Source organism: Hylemonella sp. GW821-FHT10B10, assembly GCF_059415585.1.
In genome coordinates this window covers 2,025,110-2,046,237 of record NZ_JBWKNN010000001.1, presented here as the reverse complement: position 1 = coordinate 2,046,237, position 21,128 = coordinate 2,025,110, and the positions used below count along the sequence as shown (strand labels likewise).

Annotated in this window: 19 protein-coding genes; 11 read left to right on the top strand and 8 right to left on the bottom strand. The window is 64.9% G+C overall.

All coding sequences use genetic code 11. The features are described 5' to 3' along the window. Window positions 1-190: 190 nt before the first annotated feature. Complete coding sequence (locus tag AC07NT_RS09840; protein WP_498596636.1) at window positions 191-868, bottom strand: thymidylate synthase; 678 nt, start codon at window positions 866-868, stop codon at window positions 191-193. A 64-nt stretch (window positions 869-932) separates the two neighbouring features. Then, a complete protein-coding gene (locus tag AC07NT_RS09835) occupies window positions 933-1,598 on the bottom strand; it encodes a GntR family transcriptional regulator (RefSeq protein WP_498596637.1) in 666 nt (221 codons plus the stop codon). Window positions 1,599-1,767: 169 nt separating this feature from the next. Here AC07NT_RS09835 and AC07NT_RS09830 point away from each other — a divergent pair, with 169 nt between their 5' ends. Genes AC07NT_RS09830 through AC07NT_RS09815 form a run of 4 tightly spaced genes read left to right on the top strand, consistent with a single transcriptional unit; the run spans window position 1,768 to window position 5,797 of the window. Then, complete coding sequence (locus AC07NT_RS09830; RefSeq protein ID WP_498596638.1) at window positions 1,768-2,958, top strand: CaiB/BaiF CoA transferase family protein; 1,191 nt, start codon at window positions 1,768-1,770, stop codon at window positions 2,956-2,958. A 1-nt stretch (window position 2,959) separates the two neighbouring features. Beyond that, on the top strand, window positions 2,960-3,775 hold the full coding sequence (locus tag AC07NT_RS09825; protein WP_498596639.1) for an enoyl-CoA hydratase: 816 nt from the start codon (window positions 2,960-2,962) through the stop codon (window positions 3,773-3,775). Window positions 3,776-3,795: 20 nt separating this feature from the next. Further along, window positions 3,796-4,773, top strand: a complete 978-nt coding sequence (locus AC07NT_RS09820; protein ID WP_498596640.1) for a zinc-binding dehydrogenase — start codon at window positions 3,796-3,798, stop codon at window positions 4,771-4,773. Window positions 4,774-4,825: 52 nt separating this feature from the next. After that, window positions 4,826-5,797, top strand: coding sequence for a Bug family tripartite tricarboxylate transporter substrate binding protein (locus AC07NT_RS09815; RefSeq protein WP_498596641.1), 972 nt, complete (start codon window positions 4,826-4,828; stop codon window positions 5,795-5,797). A 347-nt stretch (window positions 5,798-6,144) separates the two neighbouring features. On the opposite strand, the gene AC07NT_RS09810 is transcribed toward AC07NT_RS09815, so the two are convergent. Genes AC07NT_RS09810 through AC07NT_RS09800 form a run of 3 tightly spaced genes read right to left on the bottom strand, consistent with a single transcriptional unit; the run spans window position 6,145 to window position 8,942 of the window. Then, window positions 6,145-7,101, bottom strand: coding sequence for a hypothetical protein (locus AC07NT_RS09810; RefSeq protein WP_498596642.1), 957 nt, complete (start codon window positions 7,099-7,101; stop codon window positions 6,145-6,147). A gap of 9 nt (window positions 7,102-7,110) precedes the next feature. Then, window positions 7,111-8,541: an FAD-binding oxidoreductase gene (locus tag AC07NT_RS09805; protein ID WP_498596643.1), complete on the bottom strand. Its 1,431-nt coding sequence runs from the start codon at window positions 8,539-8,541 to the stop codon at window positions 7,111-7,113. After that, the gene (locus AC07NT_RS09800; RefSeq protein ID WP_498596644.1) at window positions 8,538-8,942 is read right to left on the bottom strand and encodes a DUF2069 domain-containing protein; all 405 of its coding nucleotides are present in this window, start codon (window positions 8,940-8,942) and stop codon (window positions 8,538-8,540) included. The genes AC07NT_RS09805 and AC07NT_RS09800 overlap by 4 nt, the downstream gene beginning before the upstream one ends. A 20-nt stretch (window positions 8,943-8,962) precedes the next feature. Between AC07NT_RS09800 and AC07NT_RS09795 the strand changes: the two genes are divergently transcribed. Further along, window positions 8,963-10,171: a YihY family inner membrane protein gene (locus tag AC07NT_RS09795; protein WP_498596645.1), complete on the top strand. Its 1,209-nt coding sequence runs from the start codon at window positions 8,963-8,965 to the stop codon at window positions 10,169-10,171. A 15-nt stretch (window positions 10,172-10,186) separates the two neighbouring features. Here the strand turns inward: AC07NT_RS09795 and AC07NT_RS09790 are convergent, their stop codons facing one another. Then, the gene (locus AC07NT_RS09790) at window positions 10,187-10,513 is read right to left on the bottom strand and encodes an Mpo1-like protein (protein ID WP_498596646.1); all 327 of its coding nucleotides are present in this window, start codon (window positions 10,511-10,513) and stop codon (window positions 10,187-10,189) included. A gap of 117 nt (window positions 10,514-10,630) precedes the next feature. Between AC07NT_RS09790 and AC07NT_RS09785 the strand changes: the two genes are divergently transcribed. The 6 genes from AC07NT_RS09785 (at window position 10,631) to pagP (ending at window position 18,967) form a co-directional block, all read left to right on the top strand. Next, complete coding sequence (locus tag AC07NT_RS09785; protein WP_498596647.1) at window positions 10,631-11,149, top strand: DinB family protein; 519 nt, start codon at window positions 10,631-10,633, stop codon at window positions 11,147-11,149. A gap of 4 nt (window positions 11,150-11,153) precedes the next feature. Beyond that, window positions 11,154-11,813 carry a metal-dependent hydrolase gene (locus AC07NT_RS09780; protein ID WP_498596648.1) on the top strand — a complete coding sequence of 220 codons (660 nt, stop codon included), beginning with the start codon at window positions 11,154-11,156 and terminating at the stop codon, window positions 11,811-11,813. Window positions 11,814-11,879: 66 nt separating this feature from the next. Continuing rightward, complete coding sequence (locus AC07NT_RS09775) at window positions 11,880-13,910, top strand: CHASE2 domain-containing protein (protein WP_498596649.1); 2,031 nt, start codon at window positions 11,880-11,882, stop codon at window positions 13,908-13,910. A gap of 69 nt (window positions 13,911-13,979) precedes the next feature. Then, a complete protein-coding gene (locus tag AC07NT_RS09770) occupies window positions 13,980-17,786 on the top strand; it encodes a tetratricopeptide repeat protein (protein ID WP_498596650.1) in 3,807 nt (1,268 codons plus the stop codon). A 134-nt stretch (window positions 17,787-17,920) separates the two neighbouring features. Then, window positions 17,921-18,337 (top strand): hypothetical protein, encoded by a 417-nt coding sequence (locus AC07NT_RS09765; RefSeq protein WP_498596651.1) that lies wholly within the window; start codon window positions 17,921-17,923, stop codon window positions 18,335-18,337. A 6-nt stretch (window positions 18,338-18,343) separates the two neighbouring features. Beyond that, complete coding sequence (gene pagP / locus AC07NT_RS09760; RefSeq protein ID WP_498642666.1) at window positions 18,344-18,967, top strand: lipid IV(A) palmitoyltransferase PagP; 624 nt, start codon at window positions 18,344-18,346, stop codon at window positions 18,965-18,967. Between the two features lie 7 nt (window positions 18,968-18,974). On the opposite strand, the gene AC07NT_RS09755 is transcribed toward pagP, so the two are convergent. Beyond that, the gene (locus AC07NT_RS09755; RefSeq protein WP_498598473.1) at window positions 18,975-19,793 is read right to left on the bottom strand and encodes an alpha/beta fold hydrolase; all 819 of its coding nucleotides are present in this window, start codon (window positions 19,791-19,793) and stop codon (window positions 18,975-18,977) included. Further along, window positions 19,793-21,094: an O-acetylhomoserine aminocarboxypropyltransferase gene (locus AC07NT_RS09750; RefSeq protein ID WP_498596653.1), complete on the bottom strand. Its 1,302-nt coding sequence runs from the start codon at window positions 21,092-21,094 to the stop codon at window positions 19,793-19,795. The genes AC07NT_RS09755 and AC07NT_RS09750 overlap by 1 nt, the downstream gene beginning before the upstream one ends. Between the last annotated feature and the right edge of the window lie 34 nt (window positions 21,095-21,128).

The following is a 21,128-nucleotide window of genomic DNA, read 5'->3' as shown; positions in this document are numbered from 1 at the left end:
ACAAACCGATATTTCTTCAAGCCTTTGTTTTTTAAGACTTTTTCCCCTGTCCATGGTCTATCACTACGCCGGCACACCGAGGCTAAGCGATGTGATCGCGTGTTGCAATGTGTCGTGGGTGGAGGTGCGGGGCTCTGTGATGGCACATTTTGGAAATGTGCCAGTTCACAATTCTGGGCGAAAGCCAGTATCAATGATAGGTTGGCCTTTTTTTAGGTTCCAGAAAGATATGGCAGTCGCCGCCGGTCCAGATGAAGTCGCCCACATCCAGATCGCATTGCTGTGCCAGCATGTGCGTGAGCAGGGCGTAGCTGGCGATGTTGAAGGGCACGCCCAGGAAGATGTCGGCACTGCGCTGGTAGAGCTGGCAGCTGAGCCTGCCCTCGGCCACGTAGAACTGGAAGAAGGCATGGCAGGGCATGAGCGCCATCTTGCTGAGTTCGGCCACGTTCCAGGCGCTCACGATGATGCGGCGCGAGTCGGGGTTGCTCTTGAGTGTCTTGACGACCTCGGCGATCTGGTCGATGTGGCCACCGTCGGGCGTGGGCCAGCTGCGCCATTGCACGCCGTAGACCGGGCCCAGGTCGCCGTCGGGGCGGGCCCACTCGTCCCAGATACTCACGCCGCGTTCCTTGAGCCAGTTGTTGTTGCTCGAGCCCGTGAGGAACCACAGCAGTTCCTGGATGATGGAGCGCAGGTGGACCTTTTTGGTCGTGACCAGCGGAAAACCTTCCTTGAGGTCGAACCGCATCTGGTGGCCGAACACGCTGCGTGTGCCGGTGCCTGTGCGGTCGGTCTTGGGAACGCCCGTGGTGTACACGTGGCGCATGAAGTCTTCGTACTGGGAGCGGACGGGGCGGGTGGTCATGGCCCCGATTTTCCTACAAGTCTGGGCTCGACCCGGCGCACCGGCGACAGCAGGGCGGACCAGCTCAGGCCGGCTGTTCCAGTCGTGCCAGCAGCCGGTCGCGGCCCGAAAGCACGTGGCGTTCGGCCAGGGTGCGGGCGCGTTTGGCGTCGCCTTTGGCGATGGCCTCGAAGATGGCGCGGTGCTCGGTGTTGGAACGACGCATATTACCCGGGGCGTTGAAGTAGCTGCGCCGGAACAGGTGCAGTTCCTTGATGTAGTCGTCGTAGGCCTGGTGCGCGCGCTGGTTGCCGCAGAGCTCCAGGATCACGGTGTGGAAGCGCAGGTTGAGCTCGTAATAGAGCGTGCCGTCGCCGGCTTCACAGGCCGTGTCCATGCGGTCGAGCAGTTGCTCCAGCTCAGTGCGGTGGCTGTCGTCCACGTGCTCGCTGGCGCGTTCGGCGGCGAATCCGAAGACCAGGGCGCGCAGCTCATAGATCTCCAGCATCTCCCGCACCGAGATCTGGCGCACGAAAACGCCGCGGTTGGGCACGGCCGTGACCAGGCCCAGGCCGGCCAGCATGCGGATGGCTTCGCGGATGGGGCCGCGGCTCGTGCCCATCCGCAGGGCCAGGGCGGCCTCGTTCAGGCGGTCGCCGGGCTGGATTTCCCCGCTGTAGATGAGGCGCTTGAGTTCTTCCGCGATGGCGGGTGAGAGCCCCTGCTCGGTTTTTTCTTTGGCGGATTCCATGGGGGAGGTGAGGCAATGGGCGTCGAAGGTGCTGGGATGGTAGCACCCGTGGCCGGTGGAGGATTGGGGAAAACCATTAAAAGTGTCATCTATTTATTAAAAAGTGTTGACACTTTTGGCTTGAAGCAGGACACTGCCTCCCAGTTTGACTTGCTGACATCTGTCCACCATGCCCCATACCCCTGCTTCCTCCGCCCTGGCGCGTTTTCGCGTGATCGACCTGACCCAGGTGCGCGCCGGCCCGACCTGCTGCCGTCAGCTCGCCGACTGGGGCGCTGACGTGATCCAGGTCCAGATGCCCGAGCACATGCGCGGCGACGACACCCTGGGCGGTCAGGACGGCTCGGACTACCAGTACACCCACCGCAACAAGCGCTCGATCACGCTCAACCTGAAAGAGGCGGAAGGCATTGCCGTGCTCAAGCGCCTGATCGCTACCGCCGACGTGGTGGTCGAGAACTTCCGTCCCGATGTGAAGTTCCGCCTGGGTATCGACTACGAGACGCTGGCCAAGGATCACCCGCGTCTGGTCTACGCCAGCATCTCGGGTTTCGGCCAGACGGGCCCCCTGGCCCAGCGCCCGGGTTTTGACCAGATCGCCCAAGGCATGAGCGGCTTGATGTCGGTCACGGGCAAGCCGGGCGACGGCCCCATGCGCGTGGGCATCCCGATCGCCGACCTCTGTGCGGGCATCTTCGCGGCCCAGGGTATCCTGGTCGCGCTGCTGGAGCGCGAGGCCTCGGGCAAGGGCCAGTTCGTGCACACCTCGCTGCTCGAGTCCATGGTCTACATGATGGATTTCCAGACCTCGCGTGTGCTCATCGACGGCGAAGTGCCCACGCAGGCTGGCAACTACCACCCGACCAGCATCCCGACGGGCGTCTACAAGGCGCGCGACGGCTGGATGAACATCGCTGTCTTCGGTTCCAAGATCTGGGAGCGTTTTTGCGACATCCTGGGTGCGCCCGAGTGGGTGACGGACTCGCGCTACCACGACAAGATGGGCCGCTCGGTCAACCGCGACACGCTCAACGCCGATATCAACCGCCGCCTGGCCGCGCAGGACCGTGCCTACTGGGTCCAGCGTTTCAACGAGGGCGGCGTGGCCTGCGGCCTGATCAACGACGTCAAGGAAGTATTCGAGGAAGAGCAGGTCCAGCACCTGGGCATGGTCAAGGAGGTGGTCTCGGCGCACCATGGCAAGCAGCGCCTGGTGGGCCAGCCCATGCAGCTGGAACGTACCCCGAGCACCATTGCACGGGCCGCGCCCAAGCGCGGTGAACACAGCGCCGAGATCCTGCGCGAGATCGGTCTGGGTGAAGATGACATGACACGCCTGAAGGCACAAGGAGTTTATTGAGATGGCAGAGATCACGTACCAGTCCCCCACCGAGCGGGTGCAGAGCTGGATGGACGCGGACGGCAGCACGCTGCACATCCGTTTCAACAATCCCGAGCGCCACAACGCGCTGTCGGTGGACATGTGGGAAGCCGTGCCCGTGTTGCTGGCCCAGGCCGAAATCGATGAACGCGTGCGCCTGGTCGTTTTCTCAGGCGCGGGAGAGAAGGCCTTTGTCTCGGGCGCCGACATCTCGCAGTTCGAGGACATGCGCGCCGCACGCGAGGCCGTGGCCCGCTACGAGGCCATGGCCGAGCAGGCCCTCATGGGCATCTACAACTTCAGCAAGCCCACGCTGGCCTGCATCCGCGGCTACTGCATCGGCGGCGGCGTGAACGTCGCCATGAGCTGCGACATGCGCATCGCCGCCAGCGACGCGGTGTTTTCCATCCCGGCCGCGCGCCTGGGCCTGGGTTACCGCTATTCGGCCATGAAGAACCTCGTGGACCTCGTGGGCCCGGGCGTGGCCAAGGATCTGTTCTTCACCGCGCGCCGCATCGGTGCCCCCGAGGCCAAAGAGGTGGGCCTGATCACGCGCGTGGCCGCGCCCGATCAGCTCGAGGCGCTACTCGCCGAATACCGCGAAGCTCTGGCCGCCAACGCGCCGCTGACTGTGCGAGCGGGCAAGGCCATCGTGGCCGAGATCCTCAAGCCCTCGCCCGAGATCGACTTCGACAAGTGCAAGCAGCTCATCCTGGGCTGCTTCCAGAGCGAGGATTACGCCGAGGGCCGCAAGGCCTTCATGGAAAAACGCAAGCCCGTGTTCCGCGGCAAGTGAGCAAAACGCGAGGAGACAAGATGAAGTCGTATTGGGCCAAGATCACGGGCGGCAAGATCGCCGTCGAGCTGCGCGATATTCCCCGTCCGGATCCCGGCCCGGGCCAGGTGCTGGTACGTGTGCGCGCCGCCGGCTTGAACCGTGGTGAATTCATCATCGGCCACAGTCTGCAGGCCGAGGGCAGCGCCAAGGCCGCGGGCATGGAGGCTGCGGGCGAGGTGGTGGCCTGTGGTGCCGGCGTCAGCGAGCTGAAGCCGGGTGACGCTGTCATGGGCCGCTGCGGCGGCGGCTTTGCCGAACACGTTCTCATGGACGCCCGCGAGGCCATGCCCAAGCCCGCGAAGCTGAGCTGGGAGCAGGCCGCGGCCGTGCCCCTGTCTTCCCTGGTGGTGCACGACATGCTGGTATTGCAAGGTCGTTTGCAGGCCGGCCAGTGGCTGCTGATCCCGGGTGTGTCCTCGGGTCTGGGCGTGACGGCGCTGACCATGGCCAAGGCCCTGGGCGCGAAGGTGATCGGCACCTCGGGCTCGCAAGCCAAGCTGGACCATCTCAAGACCCTGGGTCTGGACCTCGGTATCTGCACGCGCGCCCCCGATTTCCATGACGCCGTCATGCAGGCCACGGGGGGCAAGGGTGTGAACCTGGTGGTCAACGCCGTGGGCGGGACCATGTTCGCCGAGAGTGTGCGCTGCCTGGCCTTCCAGGGGCGCCTGGCCGTGGTGGGGTACGTCGATGGCTCGCTGCACGCCGAGATCGATCTGGATGCCCTGCATGCCAAGCGCCTCACGCTTTTCGGTGTGTCCAACAAGCTGCGCAACGCCGACATGAAGGCCGAGGGCCTGCCGCCCTTCACGGCCCAGATCCTGCCTATGCTGGCCGATGGTCGCATCGTGCCACTGGTGGACCGTGTGCTGCCTTTTGAGCAACTGGCCGAGGCCAAGAACGTCATGGAGGCCGGCCAGCACATGGGCAAGATCATTCTGGCCGGCCTGCCCTGAAGCTGCATTCCGTCACGACGTTCACCAACCATTCATAACGAGGAGACACGACATGGACAAACGCAAGCTGCTGGCTGCCCTGGTTCTGGGAGCCTGTTCTCAGGTCGCGCTGGCCCAGGCACCGGCCTACCCGTACAAACCTATCAAGCTCGTGGTAGGTTTTGCACCGGGCGGCGCCGCCGATTTTGTGGCGCGCGCGATTGGCGAGTCCATGAGCCGCGCCATGGGCCAACCCATCGTGATCGAGAACAAGGCGGGCGCCGGCTCCAGCATCGCGGCCGAGGCCGTGGCCAAGTCCGCACCCGATGGTTACACCCTGCTGATCGCCAGTCCGAGCAGCATCTCGGTCAACCCGGCGCTGAACACCAAGCTGGGCTACAAGCCCAGCGACCTGTTGCCCGTCACCAAGCTCACGGCCTCGCCCCTGGTGATCGCGGCCAACCCGGCAACCGGCATCACCTCGGTCAAGGAACTGATCGCCAAGGCCAAGGCCGCTCCCGGCACCTTGAACTACGCCACTTCCGGCAATGGTTCGGCGCCGCACCTGGGCGCGGCCCACTTCAGCCAGGTGGCTGATGTGAAGATGCAGCACATCCCGTTTCGCGGTGGTGCTCCGGCCATCCAGTCGGTCATCGCGGGTGATACACAGCTGACCTTCGGCACCCCGCCCTCGGTGCTGCCCATGATCCAGGCCGGCCGTCTGCGTGGGATTGCGGTCAGCACGCTGGAACGCACGGCCCTGTTCCCCGATCTGCCGGGCATGAAGGAGGCCGGCTTGCCGGACTACGCCATCGATTTCTGGTACGGCTTCTTCGTGCCGGCCGGTACGCCACCGGCCATCGTGCAGAAGCTGTTCGCGGCCACGCAGACAGCCATGCAGGTGCCGACCGTGAAAGCCGCGCTGGCGCGTGAAGGTACCGATGTGTCGGTGTCCAAGTCTCCCGCCGATTTCGCAGCCTTCCTGGCCAAGGACGAGAAGTTCTGGGTGAAGCTGGTCAAGGACGCCGACGTCAAGCTCGAGTGATATCTGGCGACGGGTTACGAGCTGGTTGACGTGGCAAGCCGGGTCTCGCCCCGGCGGGCGAGTCACCTTTCTTTGCTTCGCCAAAGCAAGGTAACCGAAAGAAAGGCGACCCTGGTGTCTGTGACCCCGGCTGCGCCCGGGCAACCTGCGATGCTCGCGTCAGGCGGGAGCCGCGCAAACTCGGCTAACGCCTCAAACATGCGCGTCTCTTGATCCGCCTGCCGCTGCGCTTCTCGGCACAGACACAAGGGCGGGGGATACCGAAAACCGAGGGTACAAAAGACAAGGGCACGCTATCGCGTGCCCTTGTCGTGTGGGAGTCGAGGGCGCGAAGGGAGCCCTGCAGCCTAGGCTGAACTCGGAGCGCCGAGCAGTGGAATGGTGAGCAGGTCAGAGACAAAGACTTCTAGCTGCCCAACAGCTGCTGAAACCGTATCGAAGGTTGGATAAGGCGTGCTGCCATGAACAAGAGAGCTTCTAAGGCCATAGCTGTAGGAGAAGAACTTGCCGGCAGGCATGTTCAAGTAGTTTCTGCTGCCGAGGCGATCCGCGCTAAGCCGTCGGCCCGCTTGGGAAATTGATTCATTCAGTAGCCACCGAAGTGCCCCGACCATTGAGTTGCGAGCTTCTGCGGGAAGTGCCGCATCTCGCGTGCTTTTGATAAGCCATTCGACGTGCGTCCGCTCCGCATCAGACCGTGGAACTGGCTCAAGCAACGCTTCAACTGCCATCATGAGCAGCAAGAAGCGACTATCGGCAGACTCTCGAAAGAACGAAGCGTTGAAGAGGGAGTAAGCCAGCCTCTCGCGATCAGTCAGTCTGGGTCTTGCTGCGACCGCAGCAGAGAAGGCTTGCTCGAACATTCCCTGGTTGACGCCTCGCAAAGGCTTGGCGCTGAAGAGAGCGAACCGCGGTCTTGGTTCGGTGGTGAAGGTCATGAGGCCATGAACGCTGTTGAGAACGGGTTGGCCAAGTTTCTGCTGAAGCATCGTCAAACCAGCCTCGGTGACGAAGCCCTTGGGCGCCCGGAGCCCGAAGTCTGCGCCCACACGATGGCGAGCTAGGGCGACAACCAAGGCGTCTTGGTATCGTTCGCCAGCAGCGAATGCTTCAGCTTCTGTGTCATAGCCATCGCCAGTAAGGGCCAATTGCGCCGAGTTGAGGATCGTGCCGCCCGATTCGGGGTTGTGCAGCCTCAGCTGTCGAACCGGTTGTTCTTCAACGGTGAGAACAATCTCGTTCGCTTCCGTTTGAATCGTATCTGTCGGAGAGCGATTGAGGCGGATGCGAAAAGAGTAGGTCATCGGGCCTGGCTAATCACCTCGACCGCGAATCATGCGGTTGGGGTTCATCAGATTGTGCGGGTCCAGCGCCTGTTTGATGCTGCGCATCAGCTCCAGCGCCACAGGCGATTTGTGGTCCGGCAGCTTGTCGACCTTGAGGCTGCCGATGCCGTGCTCGGCGGAGATCGAGCCCTGGTAGCGGTCCACCACCTCGTACACCACGGCGTTCATGGGGGCCTCTTCCTCGTTGAGGAAACGTGCCTGATCCTCGCCTTCAGGCGCCTGCACGTTGTAATGCAGGTTGCCGTCACCCAGGTGGCCGTAGGTCACCAGACGCGCGCCCGGGAATTTTTCCAACAGCAGGGCATTGGTCTCACGCACAAACTCGGGGATGCGCGAGACGCGGATCGAGATGTCGTGTTTGATGTTCAGGCCTTCCTGGGCCTGGGCCAGCGGAATGCTCTCGCGGATGTGCCATAGCGCGTGCGCCTGGGCCATGCTCTCGGCCACCACGGCATCCGTTACGCAGCCGGCCTCCATGGCGGCTTCGAGCAGGCGTTCGAACTGCTCGCGGGCATGGGTCTCCGATTCGTTGTCGGAGTTTTCCAGCACCACGCACCAGGGGGACTCCTGCCAGAAGGGAACGCGTTGCTGCGGGAAATGCTTGACCACCAGGCTCAGCGCAAACTGGCCCATGACCTCGAAGCCGGTCAGGCCTGCACTGAGGTGCTCATGCGCCAGCCCCAGCAGCTGGACCGCCGCTTCCATCGACGGCACGGCGGCAAAGGCCGTGAGTTGTGACTTGGGCAGGGGATAGAGTTTCATGGTGGCACCGGTGATCACGCCCAAGGTGCCTTCGGAACCTATGAAGAGGTGGCGCAGGTCGTAACCCGTGTTGTCCTTGCGCAGGCCGGACAGGCCGTCCCAGATTTCGCCCTGGGCCGTCACAACCTCCAGGCCCAGGCAGAGCTCGCGCGTGTTGCCGTAGCGCACCACCTGCGTGCCGCCGGCGTTGGTGCCCAGGTTGCCACCGATGGTGCAACTGCCTTCCGAGGCCAGGCTGAGCGGGAACAGGAAACCGGCCTTCTCGCATTCTTCCTGCAGGTTTTGCAACACGCATCCGGCATCCACCGTGATGCTCAGGTTGCCGGCGTCGAGCTGGCGCACCTTGTTCATGCGGGTCAGGCTGAGCACCACCTGGGTGCCGCTGGCATCGGGCGTGGAGCCCACCACCATGCCGGTGTTTCCGCCTTGCGGCACCATGGCCACGCGCGCTGCGGCGCAGGCCTTGACCACCGCGGCCACTTCGGCCGTGGAGCCGGGGCGCACCACGGCCAGGGCGCGGCCGCGCTCACGGCGGCGCCAGTCGAGTTCCCAGGCGCTGAGATCGCCCTCGGTGAGGACGTTGGGCGCGCCGACGATCTGGCGCAGCTGGGCTAGCAATTCGGTGGGGGTGCTCATGGGGTCACGGTCTCGGAGAGTGGGTGGGCCTGGGCCGACTTCTGGCGCAGGCGGATGTGCATCACACAGGCAGCGAACAGGGCCAGGCTCAGCAGCACTTCCAGCGCGGCCAGCCAGGCACCGGGGGCGGGTTCGCTGGTGGCGCGCACCACGCCCTCGGTGAAGTAGAGCCAGAGCAGCAGGCTGAGCCAGCGGTACGTGTACATGCGGTTCTTCAGCAGGCCGGCCAGCGGCAGGCACAGGGGCAGGACCTTGAGCGCCAGCCAGGAACCGCCGGGGCGCAGCGGTGCCAGCCAGAGTTCCCAGGCCAGTCCCAGCAGGATGAGCGCCAGCAGGCTGGCCACGGCCAGGTTGCGGCTGAGTCGTACAGGGGCGGGGGCTGGCGTGTGGGTGGCTTGCATGGAGGTGGCATCATAGCGGGATGAGCTTGTCCCCTCGCCTGCAAGCGTTGCTTGCCGACCTCTCGCGTTTCCCCTGGAAAACCACGGCCCTGACCCTGCGCGAACGCTTTCGCGAAGACCGGCTGGGTCTGAGTGCCAGCAGCCTGACCTTCACCACCACCATCGCCCTGGTGCCGTTGATCACGGTGGCGCTGGCCCTGTTCACGGCCTTCCCCATGTTCGCCAAATTCCAGGAAGTACTGCAGAAGTGGCTGGTGGAAAGCCTGATCCCCGACAACATTGCGCGCCAGGTGCTGGGTTACCTCACGCAATTCGCCGGCAAGGCCAGCCGCCTGGGCTGGGCCGGCCTGACCGCGCTGTTCTTCACGGCGCTGAGCCTGGTCTTCACCATCGACCGCACGCTCAACGCCATCTGGCGCGTGCGCCGGCCGCGCCCGCTGGGCCAGCGGGTGCTGGTCTATTGGGCCGCCATCACCCTGGGGCCACTGTTGCTGGCGGTCAGCCTGACCATCACGTCCTACATCGTCTCGGCCTCGCGCGACGTGGTGGGGGGCATGCACGGTGGCCTGCGTTTTCTGCTCGACACCTTGGAGTTCGTGCTGGTCGCAGGTGGCCTGGCGGCCACCTACCACTACGTTCCCCACACCCAGGTCAAATGGGGCCATGCCTGGACCGGTGGTCTGTTCGCCGCAGCCGGCATCGAGGTGGCGAAAAAGCTGCTGACTGTCTATCTGAAGCTGGTGCCCACCTATTCGGCGGTGTATGGTGCGTTCGCCACCGTGCCCATCCTGCTGGTCTGGATCTACGTGGCCTGGGCCATCGTGCTGCTGGGCGCGGTGATTGCTGCCTACCTGCCCAGTCTGCTGGCCGGGGTATCGCGGCGGGCCATGGTGCCGGGCTGGCGTTTCCAGCTGGCGGTGGAAATGCTGCAGGAACTGGAGCGGTCGCAGCGGGGCCTCACCCTGATGCAGCTGGCCGAACACCTGCGTGTCGACCCGCTGCAACTGGAGCCGCTGGTGGAGACCCTGGCGGGGCTGGACTGGCTGGGGCGCCTGATGGACGAAGGCGAGGGCGGCCTGCCGCGCCTGGTCCTGTTGGCGGACCCGGCCCGCACGCCGCTGGCACCGATGCTGCAGGCCCTGCTGGTGCCACGCGAAACCAGCACCGCCGCCCTGTGGCGCAGTGGCAGGCTGGAAGAACTCCATCTCTGCGACGTGCTATCTAAATGATAGCTTTCAGCAGTTTCAGAGCGGGATTTTCCCGGTCCAGATGTCCTTGTACATGACCCAGTCGCCCATGAAACTGTAGAGCGGGCGTTTGAAGCTGGCCGGTTTGTTTTTCTCGAAGCCGAAGTGGCCCAGCCAGGCAAGGCCGTAGCCGCAGAGCAGGGCGTAGAGGAAATACTGGGGCTTGCCCGTGGCGATCAGCATGCCGAAGCAGACCAGGCTCAGGCTGCTGCCCAGGAAATGCAGGCGGCGGCAGGTACGGTTGCTGTGCTCGCCCAGGTAGAAGGGGTAGAACTCGGCGAAGCTCGTGAAGCTGCGCGGGTCGGTGGCGGTCTGGCTGCTCATGACGGGTCTCCTCTCGTTGTGCTGGATACAGCAGCGCGGGGCGCAGGGCCCCGGGGCTGCAGGTGCTCCCGGTTATAGTGCCGCGATCATCCTGTCCTGCACAGAGGGAAAACCGCAATGTCCAGTGCCGCTTTGCGCCAACTCCGCATGCTCACGCGCTACAACGCCTGGGCCAATGTACGTCTGTACGCGGCACTGGCCGCGCTGCCGCCGGGCGACGTGACGGCGCGGCGCAACCATGGCACGCACAGCATGATGGGCACGCTGGCCCATGCCTGGGTGGTGGACCGGATCTGGCAGGCCCATCTGCAGGGGCGGCCGCATGGCCACAGTTCGCGTCAACCCGACAGCGAGCCCGCGCTGGCCCAGCTGCGGCAGGACCAGGCGGCACTGGACCAGTGGTACATCGCCTATGCCGACGGGCTCGATGCTGCGGCGCACGCCGAAGTGGTGAGCTTCCATTTTGTCGATGGCGGCACCGGTGCCATGACACGGGGCGACATGCTGCTGCATGTCGTGAACCACAAGACTTACCACCGGGGCTACGTGGCCGACATGCTCTACCAGGCCGGCAGCCGCCCGCCGGGGATGGACCTGCCGGTGTTTCTGCGCGACGAACCCCAGATCAAGGAGTGACACCGTGTTCATCGGTCATTTCGCTGTCGGCTTTGCCGCCAAATCGCTGAGCCCCAAGGTGTCGCTGGGCACGCTGTTCCTGGCAGCCCAGTTCATCGACCTGCTCTGGCCTACCTTCCTGCTCATGGGGCTGGAGCGGGTGCGCATCGACCCGGCCGCCACCGCCGTGACGCCCCTGGTCTTCGAGCACTACCCCTGGTCGCACAGCCTGCTGGCCGTACTGGGTTGGGCCGTGCTGCTGGCCGGCCTGCATTTCCTGCTGCAGCGTGACCGCCGCAGCGCCGGGGTGCTGGCCGCACTGGTGCTGAGCCACTGGTTGCTGGACCTGCTGGTGCACCGGCCAGACCTGCCCCTGTGGCCCTGGGGCGGCTCTGTGCTGGGCTTGCGTCTATGGTCTTCCCTGGTACTCACGCTGGCCCTGGAGGTGCCGTTGTTCATGCTGGGGGTCTGGCTCTACAGCCGCAGCACGCGTGCGCTGGACGGGGCCGGGCGCTGGGGGCTGGTGAGCCTGGTGCTTTTCCTGTTCGTGGTCTATGCGGGCAATGTGCTGGGCAGCCCGCCGCCCAGCGTCGAGGCCATTGCCTGGGTTGGCCAGCTGCAGTGGCTGCTGGTGCTCTGGGCCTACTGGGTGGACCGGCATCGGCGGGCGCTGACCCCGAACTGATACACAGGTGCCGGGCAAGCTGTTAACCTAGAAACCACTAGAACGCACATCAACAAGGAGCAGGGCATGGATCTGGGGCAGCTATTGCAGGGGCGCAGTTCGCGCGCGGCATCCATCCTGCTGGCCATCGTGTCGGTGCTGTTGGTGACATTGCTGTACTACAAGCAGAACGCCTTCATCGAGGGTTTCGAGGCACGCACCTACGACTTGCGCTTCAAGAGCCTGCGCGGCCCCATCCCGCCGCACCCCGACATCGCCATCATCACCATCGACGACAAGAGCATTACCGAACTTGGTCGCTTCCCCTGGAGCCGCACGCAGTACGTGCGGCTGCTGGAACGCCTGGAGCCGGTCAAGCCCAAGGCCATCCTCTTCGATGTCTTCTTCCCCGAGGTCGAGACCCCCGAAATCGACCAGGCCCTGGCCGAGGCCATCCGGCGTGCCGGCAATGTGGTGTTGGCCACGACCTTCGAGTTCGACCGGCAGTTCCGCGTCAGCGGCAGCACCGGCAGCCTGCCCGGTCTGGAGCGGGCGGCGGCGGGCATCGGGCACATCAACCTGATTCCCGAGGACGATGGTGTCAATCGCCGCAATCTCTTGCAGATCGAAAGCGACGGCAAGGCCACGCCCTCACTGGGCCTGATGGCGGCCATGCTGGCCCTGGGCGAGAGGCAGTTCAGCGCCGAATCCTTCCGGGTGCAGCTGGGCGAGCGCAGCATCCCCGTGGGGCGTGACGGGGCGATGTGGATCAACTACACCGGTGCGCCCGGTAACTACCCGCGTTACGCCTTTGCCGATATCGTCAACGGCCGTATCGACCTGGCACCGCTGCGCGGCAAGACCCTGTTCCTGGGCGCCACCGCACTGGGTGTCTACGACATGCGTGTCACACCCTTCCATCCCAATGCGCCCGGGGTCGAGGTGCACGCCGCTGTGGCCGACAACATCCTGAGCGAGCGTTACATCCAACGTACCGGCCTGCAGTCCCTGTTTGACCTGGTCATGATCCTGCTGCTGGGCGGGCTCAGCTTCTATCTGACGGCCCGCATGCGACTGCAGCGCGCCATCCCCACCGTGCTGCTCCTGGGGGCCGCCTATGTGGGTCTGAGCTACTGGCTTTTCCTGCAGGGGCAGTGGGTCAGCATGGTCTATCCGCCGCTGGCCGCCGCCGTAGCCCTGCTGGTGGGGGGCGGTTTCCGTTACATGGTGCTGGAACGCAATGCGCGCGAAATGCGCGCCATGTTCTCGAGCTACCTCTCCAACAAGCTGGTCAGCCAGCTCGAGAAGAACCCGGACGCAGCGCGCATCGGCGGCGATACCCGCGAGGTGACCGTGATGTTCACCGACATCAAGGGCTTTACGGCCTTCAGCGAGCGGCACAAGCCACAGGTGGTGGTGGCGCGCCTGAACGAATACCTGGCCGCCATGGTGCAGCTGATCTACGCGCACGACGGCACGGTTGACAAGTTCATGGGCGACGGCATCCTGGCCTACTGGGGCGCGCCGCTGGCCCAGCCCGACCACGCCAAGCGTGCCGTGGCCTGTGCCCTGGCCATGAAGCAGGTGATGGCCGAGCTGGGTGCGCGCTGGCACCAGCAGGGGCTGGAACCTTTCGTGATCCGCGGCGGCATCCAGAGCGGGGACGTGGTGGCCGGCAACATCGGCTCGCGCGGGCAGAAGATGGAATACACGGTCATCGGCGATACCGTCAACCAGGCGTCGCGTCTGGAAGGCATGGCCAAGTATTTCAGCGTGGACTTCGTGGTCGGCGACGCGACTTACCTCAAGACCTGCGACAGCTTCCGTTTCCGGCGCCTGGACCGCGTGCGTGTGGCGGGCAAGGATATTCCGGTGGCCATCCACGAACTGCGCGGCGCGGCCTCCCCGCAGGAAGACCCGCTGGAAACCAAGTTCGCCGCCGCGCTGATCGAGTTCCGCCTGCGGCACTGGGACGCGGCCGAACAGGCCTTCCTGGCCATTTTGGCTGAGTACCCCAACGACATTCCGAGCCGGCTATATTTGGAACGTAGCCTGCAGTTCAAGGCGACGCCCGTCTCTACAGACTGGGATGGCGTGTTCAACCGGCAGGACAAATAGACAGGGTCTCAGCGAATAAGTGGACCTGGCCCACGACGGCCGGGCGCGACATACCAGAGGACAGACATCATGCGTCTCATCACCATCGCCGCACTGGCCCTGCTGCTGCAGGGTGCCGTCCTGGCACAGAGTCCCGCGCCCAGCCGGGTTGAATACGTGCGCTTCCTGCAGGCCAGCGAAAGCCGCAAGCTGCTGGGCATGGGGGGCAACCGGCTCTATGTGGCCCGCAAGAGCGGGCAGGTGGACGTGCTGGACGCCGGCCAGAATGGCCAGGTCCTGCTCAGCCTGCAGGCCAAGGATGCAGGCGGTCGCACCCTGCTGACCCAGCCCGAAGGCGTGGCGGTGTCCGAAGACACCGTGTATGTGGTCGACAGCGAGGAAAACCGTGTCGTGATGTACGGCCTGGACGGCAAGTACAAGGGCCGCTTTGGTGGTCGCAGCAGCGAGGGCGGTCTTTCCTCGCCCCAGGGCATCGCTTTTGCGGGCGGCATCGTCTATGTGGCGGACACCGGCAACCGCCGCATCCAGATGTACGGCGACAACGGTGTGTTTCTGTCCACCTTGCCCATCGACAGCGCGCCGACCAACAAGGCCCTGGACGAACAGAAGGTGGCTTACAAACTGGACAAGCCGGCGGCGGTGGCCGTGGACCCGCAGGGCCAGATCTACGTGCTCGATGCCAGCGGCGGGCTGTTCAGCGACAAGTCGCAAGTCAAGGTGTACGCACAGGACGGCAGCCATCTGCGCCTGCTGCCCAAGAACGGCAAGCCGGTGGCGCTGCAGATGGCGCACGACGGCGTTTACGTGGCCGACGCAGAAGGGTATGCCGTGCAGAAGTACGACGGCAGTGGGCGCATGGTCAGCTACTTCGGCTCGCGCGGCGACGGGCGCGCCCAGTTCATGAGCCTGGCCGGCCTGGCCCTGGCCGGTGCCGATGTCTATGTGGGTGACCGTGAGCGCGGCCTGGTGCATCACTTCCGTACCGGTGCCGCACCGGCGCGCGCCCTCACGCCCCAGCTCACGGCGGTGCCCTATGTGCGCTGGCAGCAGAGCCTCGACCTGGCCGCCGGCCGTATGGCCTGGGACGGCAAGGACACGTTGTACGCGGTGGCGCGCGACAAGTCGGCCCTGCTGCGCATCAAGGACGGCGTGGCCCAGGACATGCCGCTCAAGGACCTGAGCCCCACGGCCCTGGCCGTGGATAAGGTTGGCGCGCTCTGGGTGCTGGAGCGCAACCGCGCGCGCCTGCACAAGATCGATGCGACGGGTAATCCGGTGCTCACGGTGGGCAGTAGCGGCAGCCGCAACGGCCAGCTCGACAGCCCGAACGACTTTGTCATCGCCAGCGATGGCAGCCTCTATGTGGCCGACAGCGGCAACGGTCGCATCCAGGGTTTCAGCGCCGACGGCGTGTTCTTCAAGGTGGTCGACAAGGGCGTGCGCGAGAAGCTGGGCCGTCCCTCGGCCCTGGCCATCGATGCCCAGGACCAGCTCTATGTGCTCGACAGCAGCCGCAACGCGATCACGGTCTACTCCGCCGCCGGTGAAGCGTTGCGTGAGTTCGGCAACGACCCGGAGCGCGCGGCCGAGAAACTCAGCCGCCCCGTGGCCCTGCTGGCCATGCAGGAAGAACTGTTCGTGCTGGACAGCGACCGTGTGCGCGTCTACAGCTTTGATGGCCGCCTGCTGCGCAGCTTCGCGAGCTCGGGCAAGGAAAACGGTGAGCTGGGCGACGCTGATGCCCTGGCCCAGCGTGATGCCAGCAGCTTTTATATTGCCGAGCGCGGTGGCCCGCGTGTGCAGCTGTTCAGCACCCAGTACAAACCCCGGGCACCGCTGCAGCTGGCGGCCCAGCCGGCCGTCCATGCCGTGGAGCTGCGTTGGGCGCCTTCGCCATTGGGCTATGTGAGCCAGTACCACGTCTACCGCGCCAGCAGCGAGGCCGGGCCTTTTGTGCGGATTGGCAGCAGCCCCAGCGCCCAGTACACGGACGGCAACCTCAAGCCCGATGAGCGTTTTCACTACCGCGTGGCCGCCGCCACCTCCAGTGGCCAAGAGGGCCTGCCGGGTCCGGTCGTGGCCGGTGTGGCGCTGAAGTACACACCGCCACCCTTGCAGGAGCTCAAGGCCGAAGCGACCACCGCGCGCGTGCGCCTCAGCTGGAAGGCGCTGGACCCGAAGCTGGTCGCGGGCTACCTGATCTACCAGAAGGACGGCGAGAAATACAACAAGCTGGCCGAGACCACCGCGCCCGAATTCCTGCGCGACAACCTCAATTCCGGTACGGCCTACACTTTCTACGTGGCCGCGCGCAGCGTGGACGGCGTCGAGTCCGACAAGCAGGCGGTGTCGGCCAGCACCCTGGCCGACAACCGCGCGCCGCTGGAGATCGATGCCGGCCAATTGCACAACGTCTTCTCCAACAGCTACAAGCTCTACGAGAAGGACGGCGTGGGCACGATCAAGCTGAGCAACAACACACGCTCGACCATGAACGACATCAAGGTCAGCTTCGTGCTGAACAACTTCATGGATTTCCCGACCGAGCAGCGCATTCCCTCCCTGGAGCCCGGCGCCAGCCGCGAGGTTGTGCTCAAGGCCGTGTTCAACAACAACATCCTGACCCTGACCGAGGACACGCCGGTGCAGGCCAAGCTGGAGGCGAGCTACTTCGAGAACGGCCAACCCCGCGTCTACAGCCAGATCAAGACCATCAACATCTACGACAAGCACCGCATGGGCTGGGACGAGCGCAATCGCTACGCCGCCTTTGTGACGCCCAAGGACCCGCTGCTCATCAATTTCTCGCGCTCGGTGGCTTCGGAGTTCGGCGCCAGCAAGGAGCCGACCCAGCTGGCCGCCGCCCTGTTCAACACCCTGGGTGCCCTGGGTGTGACCTATGTGCAGGACCCGATCAATCCCTACCAGGTCACCTCCAACAAGGTCGATTACGTGGACTACATCCAGTACCCGCGCGAGACCATCCAGCGTCGTTCGGGTGACTGCGACGACCTGGTGGCCCTGTACGCGGCTGCGCTGGAGAGCCTGGGCATTCCCACCCGCGTGTTGCTGGTGCCGGGCCACATGCTCATGATGTTCGCCACCGGTGTGGAGGCCGCCTCCGACGGTTACACCATGAACGACATGTACGTGGTGCACGACGGCATGCTGTGGATTCCGGTGGAAGCCACCCTGGTGGGCAAGTCCTTCATCAAGGCCTGGGAAACCGGTGCCGCGACCTATTACCGTGAGAAGGGCAAGGACGGTTTTGCCGTCTTCGACGTGCATGAGGCCTGGGAAAAGTACAAGCCTGCGGGCCTGCCCGACGATCCCTGGCGCGCCCCGGTGGTGGGCCGCGAGGTGATCGAGCGCAACTTCCCCGGTGACCTGCTCTCGGTGCTCAAGATCAGCTCGCAGACTTCGACACGGCGCTACCTGCAGACCATCCAGAAGAACCCTGCTGACATGGACGCCCACCTGCAGGTGGGCATCATCCTGGCGCGCCAGGGCGACCGGGCCGAGGCGCGCAAGTACTTCCGCAAGGTCGTCGACACCCAGCCGCGCAACGCTGCCGCGCTCAACAACCTGGGCAATCTGCACATGCTGGACAGCCAGTACGCGGACGCGCAGAAGTGGTACACCGACGCGAGCAAGGCCGACCCGAAAGATCCGGAGATCCTGGTCAATCTGGCCCAGGCCTACAAGGCGACCAAGAACGTGGACAAGGCCAAGGAGGCCTTCACGCAGGCCCAGAAGGTGGATCCGGCCATGGCCAACAAATACAAGGCCCTGGGCCTGGAGCTCATGAACGCCATGTCCACCACCGCGGCCCCCCGGGCCCGGCCGGCCGCGGCGGCCCCGCGTGAGAAAAAGTAGACATAAGGCGCAGATCGATGGATGTGCGGCTTGAATTCAGTACACATGCGCCCATACTTTGATGGAATGATGGGCGTATGTCTGGTACGGGGCCGGGTTTTGCCGGCCTGCGATAGAAACATAGGAGTTATGCCATGAAGAAGCTGATCATTGCCCTGCTGGCCCTGAGTCTGTTGGGTGCGGTCCATGCCCAGAACGCCAGTACCGCCGGTGACAAGGGCAAGGCCGACTCCTGGAGCGGCTTCTGGGAGCGCCTGCGCATGAAGGTGGAGCAGATGACCCCGCAGAAGAAGCTGGGCAGCACCACGGCGGTGGGCGGTGTGCGTGGCGCGGCCGTGGAGGCCAGCGACGTCTACTGGAAGGGGGAGGCCAAGCCCCAGTCCATCGACGCGGACGAACTGACGGCTTTCCAGAAGGCCATGGCCCTGGTCGAGTCTGACCAGAAGGACCAGGCCCAGGCAGCCTTCGTCGAGTTCGGCAAGTCCTACCCCAACAGCCCGCTCAAGGCCGATGCGGACCAGGTCATGGCCCGCCTGATGGCCGGCAAGTAGATCCCTGTGACCGGGTCGCCCAGGGTGGCGTCCTTGTCCTTTGCTGGCGCAGTGACGGTTTCAACCGCCTGCGCGCCATCTTTTCGCACCGGTTTCCTTGCGCTTCTCCTGTCCCTGTGTGCCTTGGTTCCGGCCCAGGCAGCATGCGAGGACACAGCCTCCGTCCCGGGCCAGATCTGCAAGCGCCTGGCGGACACCTGGAACGAGGGAGCGGATGACCTTTACGTGCCCTTCCGTACCATCCATCTGCCCTACGCCTATAGCGACGAAGCGATCCGTTCCTACCGCGAGAGCACTTGGGGACTGGGCTACGGGCGTAGCCGCTACGACCGGTCTGGCAACTGGGATGGTCTCTACGGCATGCTTTTCCTCGACTCGTACAGCAAGCTGCAACCCGTCGTGGGCTACGGACATCAGTGGCTGTGGGGCCCGCGCAAAGGCCTGCATGCCGGCCTGGGTTACACCGTCTTCGTGACGGCGCGTGCAGACTTCAGAAGCTACACCCCGTTTCCGGCGGTGTTGCCGATCGCCTCGATCAACTATGGCAAGGCCGCTGTCACTGCGGCCTTCCTGCCCGGAGGCACGGGCTACGGCAACCTCCTGTTTCTGTCGGCCCGGGTCGGGTTCTGACGGGCTTTCAGGAGCTGAGAAAGCGCTTGATCGCGGCCAGGGTCTCGTCCGGGGTTTCGGTCATCTGGTGGTGGCCGACAGCCAGCTCGACCACCTGTACCGTCTTCCCGGTTTCACGCGCCTTGGCGATCAGGCCCTGGGCTGCCTTGGGTTGGGTCATCTGGTCCACGCCGCCTAGCAGGAAGAGCACCGGGCAACTGATCTGCGCGATGGCCTGTTCGCCGTTTGCATAGCGGTCACAGGCCTGGAAACCGCGGTGAAAGACGTTCACGGCCTTGTTGCTGGCCAGCACGCGCCGGCCCAGGGCCAGGCTGCTGCCATAGACCCAGGTGCCCGGGCCCAGCGAGGAGGGTGGGGCGGCCAGGGTGCTGCGCATGAAGACGTTGATCATCTTCAAGGCCTTTTCCGGTTCGTTCAGCGAAGCGTCCAGCAGCGGCTGCGAGACCTTCATGGGGTAGGCCGTGCCCACCAGGACCAGGTGGCTGATGCGTTCTTTCAGGTGTGACGCTGTTTCGAGTGCGATCAGTGAGCCCCAGCTGTGGCCGACCAACGCGGCGCGCTGGATGCCTGCCGCGTCGAGCAGGGCGGTGACAAAGGCCGCAGCGCCCTCCACCGAGGCGGGGGCGTCGCCCGCGCTGCGGCAGTGGCCTGGCAAGTCCACCGCGAGCACGTTCCAGCCGTGGTTGGCCAGGTAACGGCTCTGCAGGCCCCAGACGCTGTGGTCGTTGAGCACGCCGTGGATCATCACGACCGTGGGCTTGGCGGCATCAAAAGCCTTGCCGCCGGTGTAGCAGTAGGTCTTGGCGCCGTTGACGGTGAGCTCCATCATGCACCTGCCTTTTCTGCGGCCTTGAGCGCACGCTTGAGGTCTTCGATCAGGTCGTCCGGATCTTCCAGGCCGATGGAGAGGCGGATGGTGCCCTGCGAGATGCCGGCGCCGGCCAGGGCCTCGTCGCTCATGCGGAAGTGGGTGGTGCTGGCTGGGTGGATCACCAGGCTGCGGCAGTCGCCCACATTGGCCAGGTGGCTGAAGAGCTTGAGCGTTTCGATGAACTTCTTGCCCTGCTCCCGGTTGCCCTTGAGGTCGAAGCTGAATACGGAGCCGGCACCGCGTGGCAGCAGCTTCTTCGCCAACGCGTGGCTGGGATGGCTTTCCAGCAGCGGGTGGCCTACACGCGACACAAAAGGCTGGCTGGCCAGGAAGGCCACCACCTTCTCGGTGTTGCTCATGTGGCGCGCCATGCGCAGGGGCAGGGTCTCGATGCCCTGCAGGATCAGCCAGGCTGTGTGCGGGCTCATGCAGGCGCCGAAATCGCGCAGCCCCTCGCGCCGGGCGCGCAGCAGGAAGGCGCCGGTGGTCGACTCCTCGGTGAAGACCATGTTGTGGAAGCCCTCGTAGGCCTGGCTCAGCTCGGGGAAACGCCCGGAGGCTTCCCAGTCGAAGCTGCCACTGTCCACCACCACACCGCCGATCACCGTGCCGTGGCCGCTGAGGAACTTCGTGGCCGAGTGGTAGACCAGGTCGGCCCCGTGCTCGAAGGGCTTGATCAGCCAGGGGGAGGTGAGGGTGGAGTCCACCAGCAGGGGCACACCGGCTTCATGGGCGATAGCGCTCACCGTCGGAATGTCCAGCACGTCCAGGCCCGGGTTGCCCACGGTCTCGCCGAAGAAGAGCTTGGTGTTCGGCCGTACCGCAGCACGCCAGCCGGCGATGTCGCCTGGTTTCACGAAGGTGGTGTCGATGCCGAAACGACGCAAGGTGTAGTGCAGCAGATTCTGTGAGCCGCCATACAAGGCCGTGCTGGCCACGATGTGCGAGCCCGCGCCCATGAGGGTGGCGATGCTCAGGTGCAGGGCCGCCTGGCCGCTGGCGACCGCGATGGCGCCGATGCCGCCTTCGAGCGCTGCCATGCGTTGCTCAAAAACCGCGTTGGTGGGGTTGCTGATGCGGCTGTAGACGTGGCCCGCGCGCTCCAGGTTGAACAGGGCCGCGGCGTGGTCGCTGGACTCGAAGACGAAAGAGGTCGTGAGGTGGATGGGCACTGCGCGTGCCCCCGTGGTCGGGTCGGGTGCGGCACCGGCATGCAAGGCAAGGGTGTCGAAGCCGGGATCGGAATAGCCGGGCATGGGTATCTCCTTGGGCCTCTTCATCAGGGTAAAC

Bases quoted from the DNA above. Each gene is read 5' to 3' on its own strand.
- AC07NT_RS09840 (WP_498596636.1), bottom strand. From the start codon at position 868: ATGACCACCCGCCCCGTCCGCTCCCAGTACGAAGACTTCATGCGCCAC.
- AC07NT_RS09835 (WP_498596637.1), bottom strand. From the start codon at position 1,598: ATGGAATCCGCCAAAGAAAAAACCGAGCAGGGGCTCTCACCCGCCATC.
- AC07NT_RS09830 (WP_498596638.1), top strand. From the start codon at position 1,768: ATGCCCCATACCCCTGCTTCCTCCGCCCTGGCGCGTTTTCGCGTGATC.
- AC07NT_RS09825 (WP_498596639.1), top strand. From the start codon at position 2,960: ATGGCAGAGATCACGTACCAGTCCCCCACCGAGCGGGTGCAGAGCTGG.
- AC07NT_RS09820 (WP_498596640.1), top strand. From the start codon at position 3,796: ATGAAGTCGTATTGGGCCAAGATCACGGGCGGCAAGATCGCCGTCGAG.
- AC07NT_RS09815 (WP_498596641.1), top strand. From the start codon at position 4,826: ATGGACAAACGCAAGCTGCTGGCTGCCCTGGTTCTGGGAGCCTGTTCT.
- AC07NT_RS09810 (WP_498596642.1), bottom strand. From the start codon at position 7,101: ATGACCTACTCTTTTCGCATCCGCCTCAATCGCTCTCCGACAGATACG.
- AC07NT_RS09805 (WP_498596643.1), bottom strand. From the start codon at position 8,541: ATGAGCACCCCCACCGAATTGCTAGCCCAGCTGCGCCAGATCGTCGGC.
- AC07NT_RS09800 (WP_498596644.1), bottom strand. From the start codon at position 8,942: ATGCAAGCCACCCACACGCCAGCCCCCGCCCCTGTACGACTCAGCCGC.
- AC07NT_RS09795 (WP_498596645.1), top strand. From the start codon at position 8,963: ATGAGCTTGTCCCCTCGCCTGCAAGCGTTGCTTGCCGACCTCTCGCGT.
- AC07NT_RS09790 (WP_498596646.1), bottom strand. From the start codon at position 10,513: ATGAGCAGCCAGACCGCCACCGACCCGCGCAGCTTCACGAGCTTCGCC.
- AC07NT_RS09785 (WP_498596647.1), top strand. From the start codon at position 10,631: ATGTCCAGTGCCGCTTTGCGCCAACTCCGCATGCTCACGCGCTACAAC.
- AC07NT_RS09775 (WP_498596649.1), top strand. From the start codon at position 11,880: ATGGATCTGGGGCAGCTATTGCAGGGGCGCAGTTCGCGCGCGGCATCC.
- AC07NT_RS09770 (WP_498596650.1), top strand. From the start codon at position 13,980: ATGCGTCTCATCACCATCGCCGCACTGGCCCTGCTGCTGCAGGGTGCC.
- AC07NT_RS09765 (WP_498596651.1), top strand. From the start codon at position 17,921: ATGAAGAAGCTGATCATTGCCCTGCTGGCCCTGAGTCTGTTGGGTGCG.
- AC07NT_RS09755 (WP_498598473.1), bottom strand. From the start codon at position 19,793: ATGGAGCTCACCGTCAACGGCGCCAAGACCTACTGCTACACCGGCGGC.
- AC07NT_RS09750 (WP_498596653.1), bottom strand. From the start codon at position 21,094: ATGCCCGGCTATTCCGATCCCGGCTTCGACACCCTTGCCTTGCATGCC.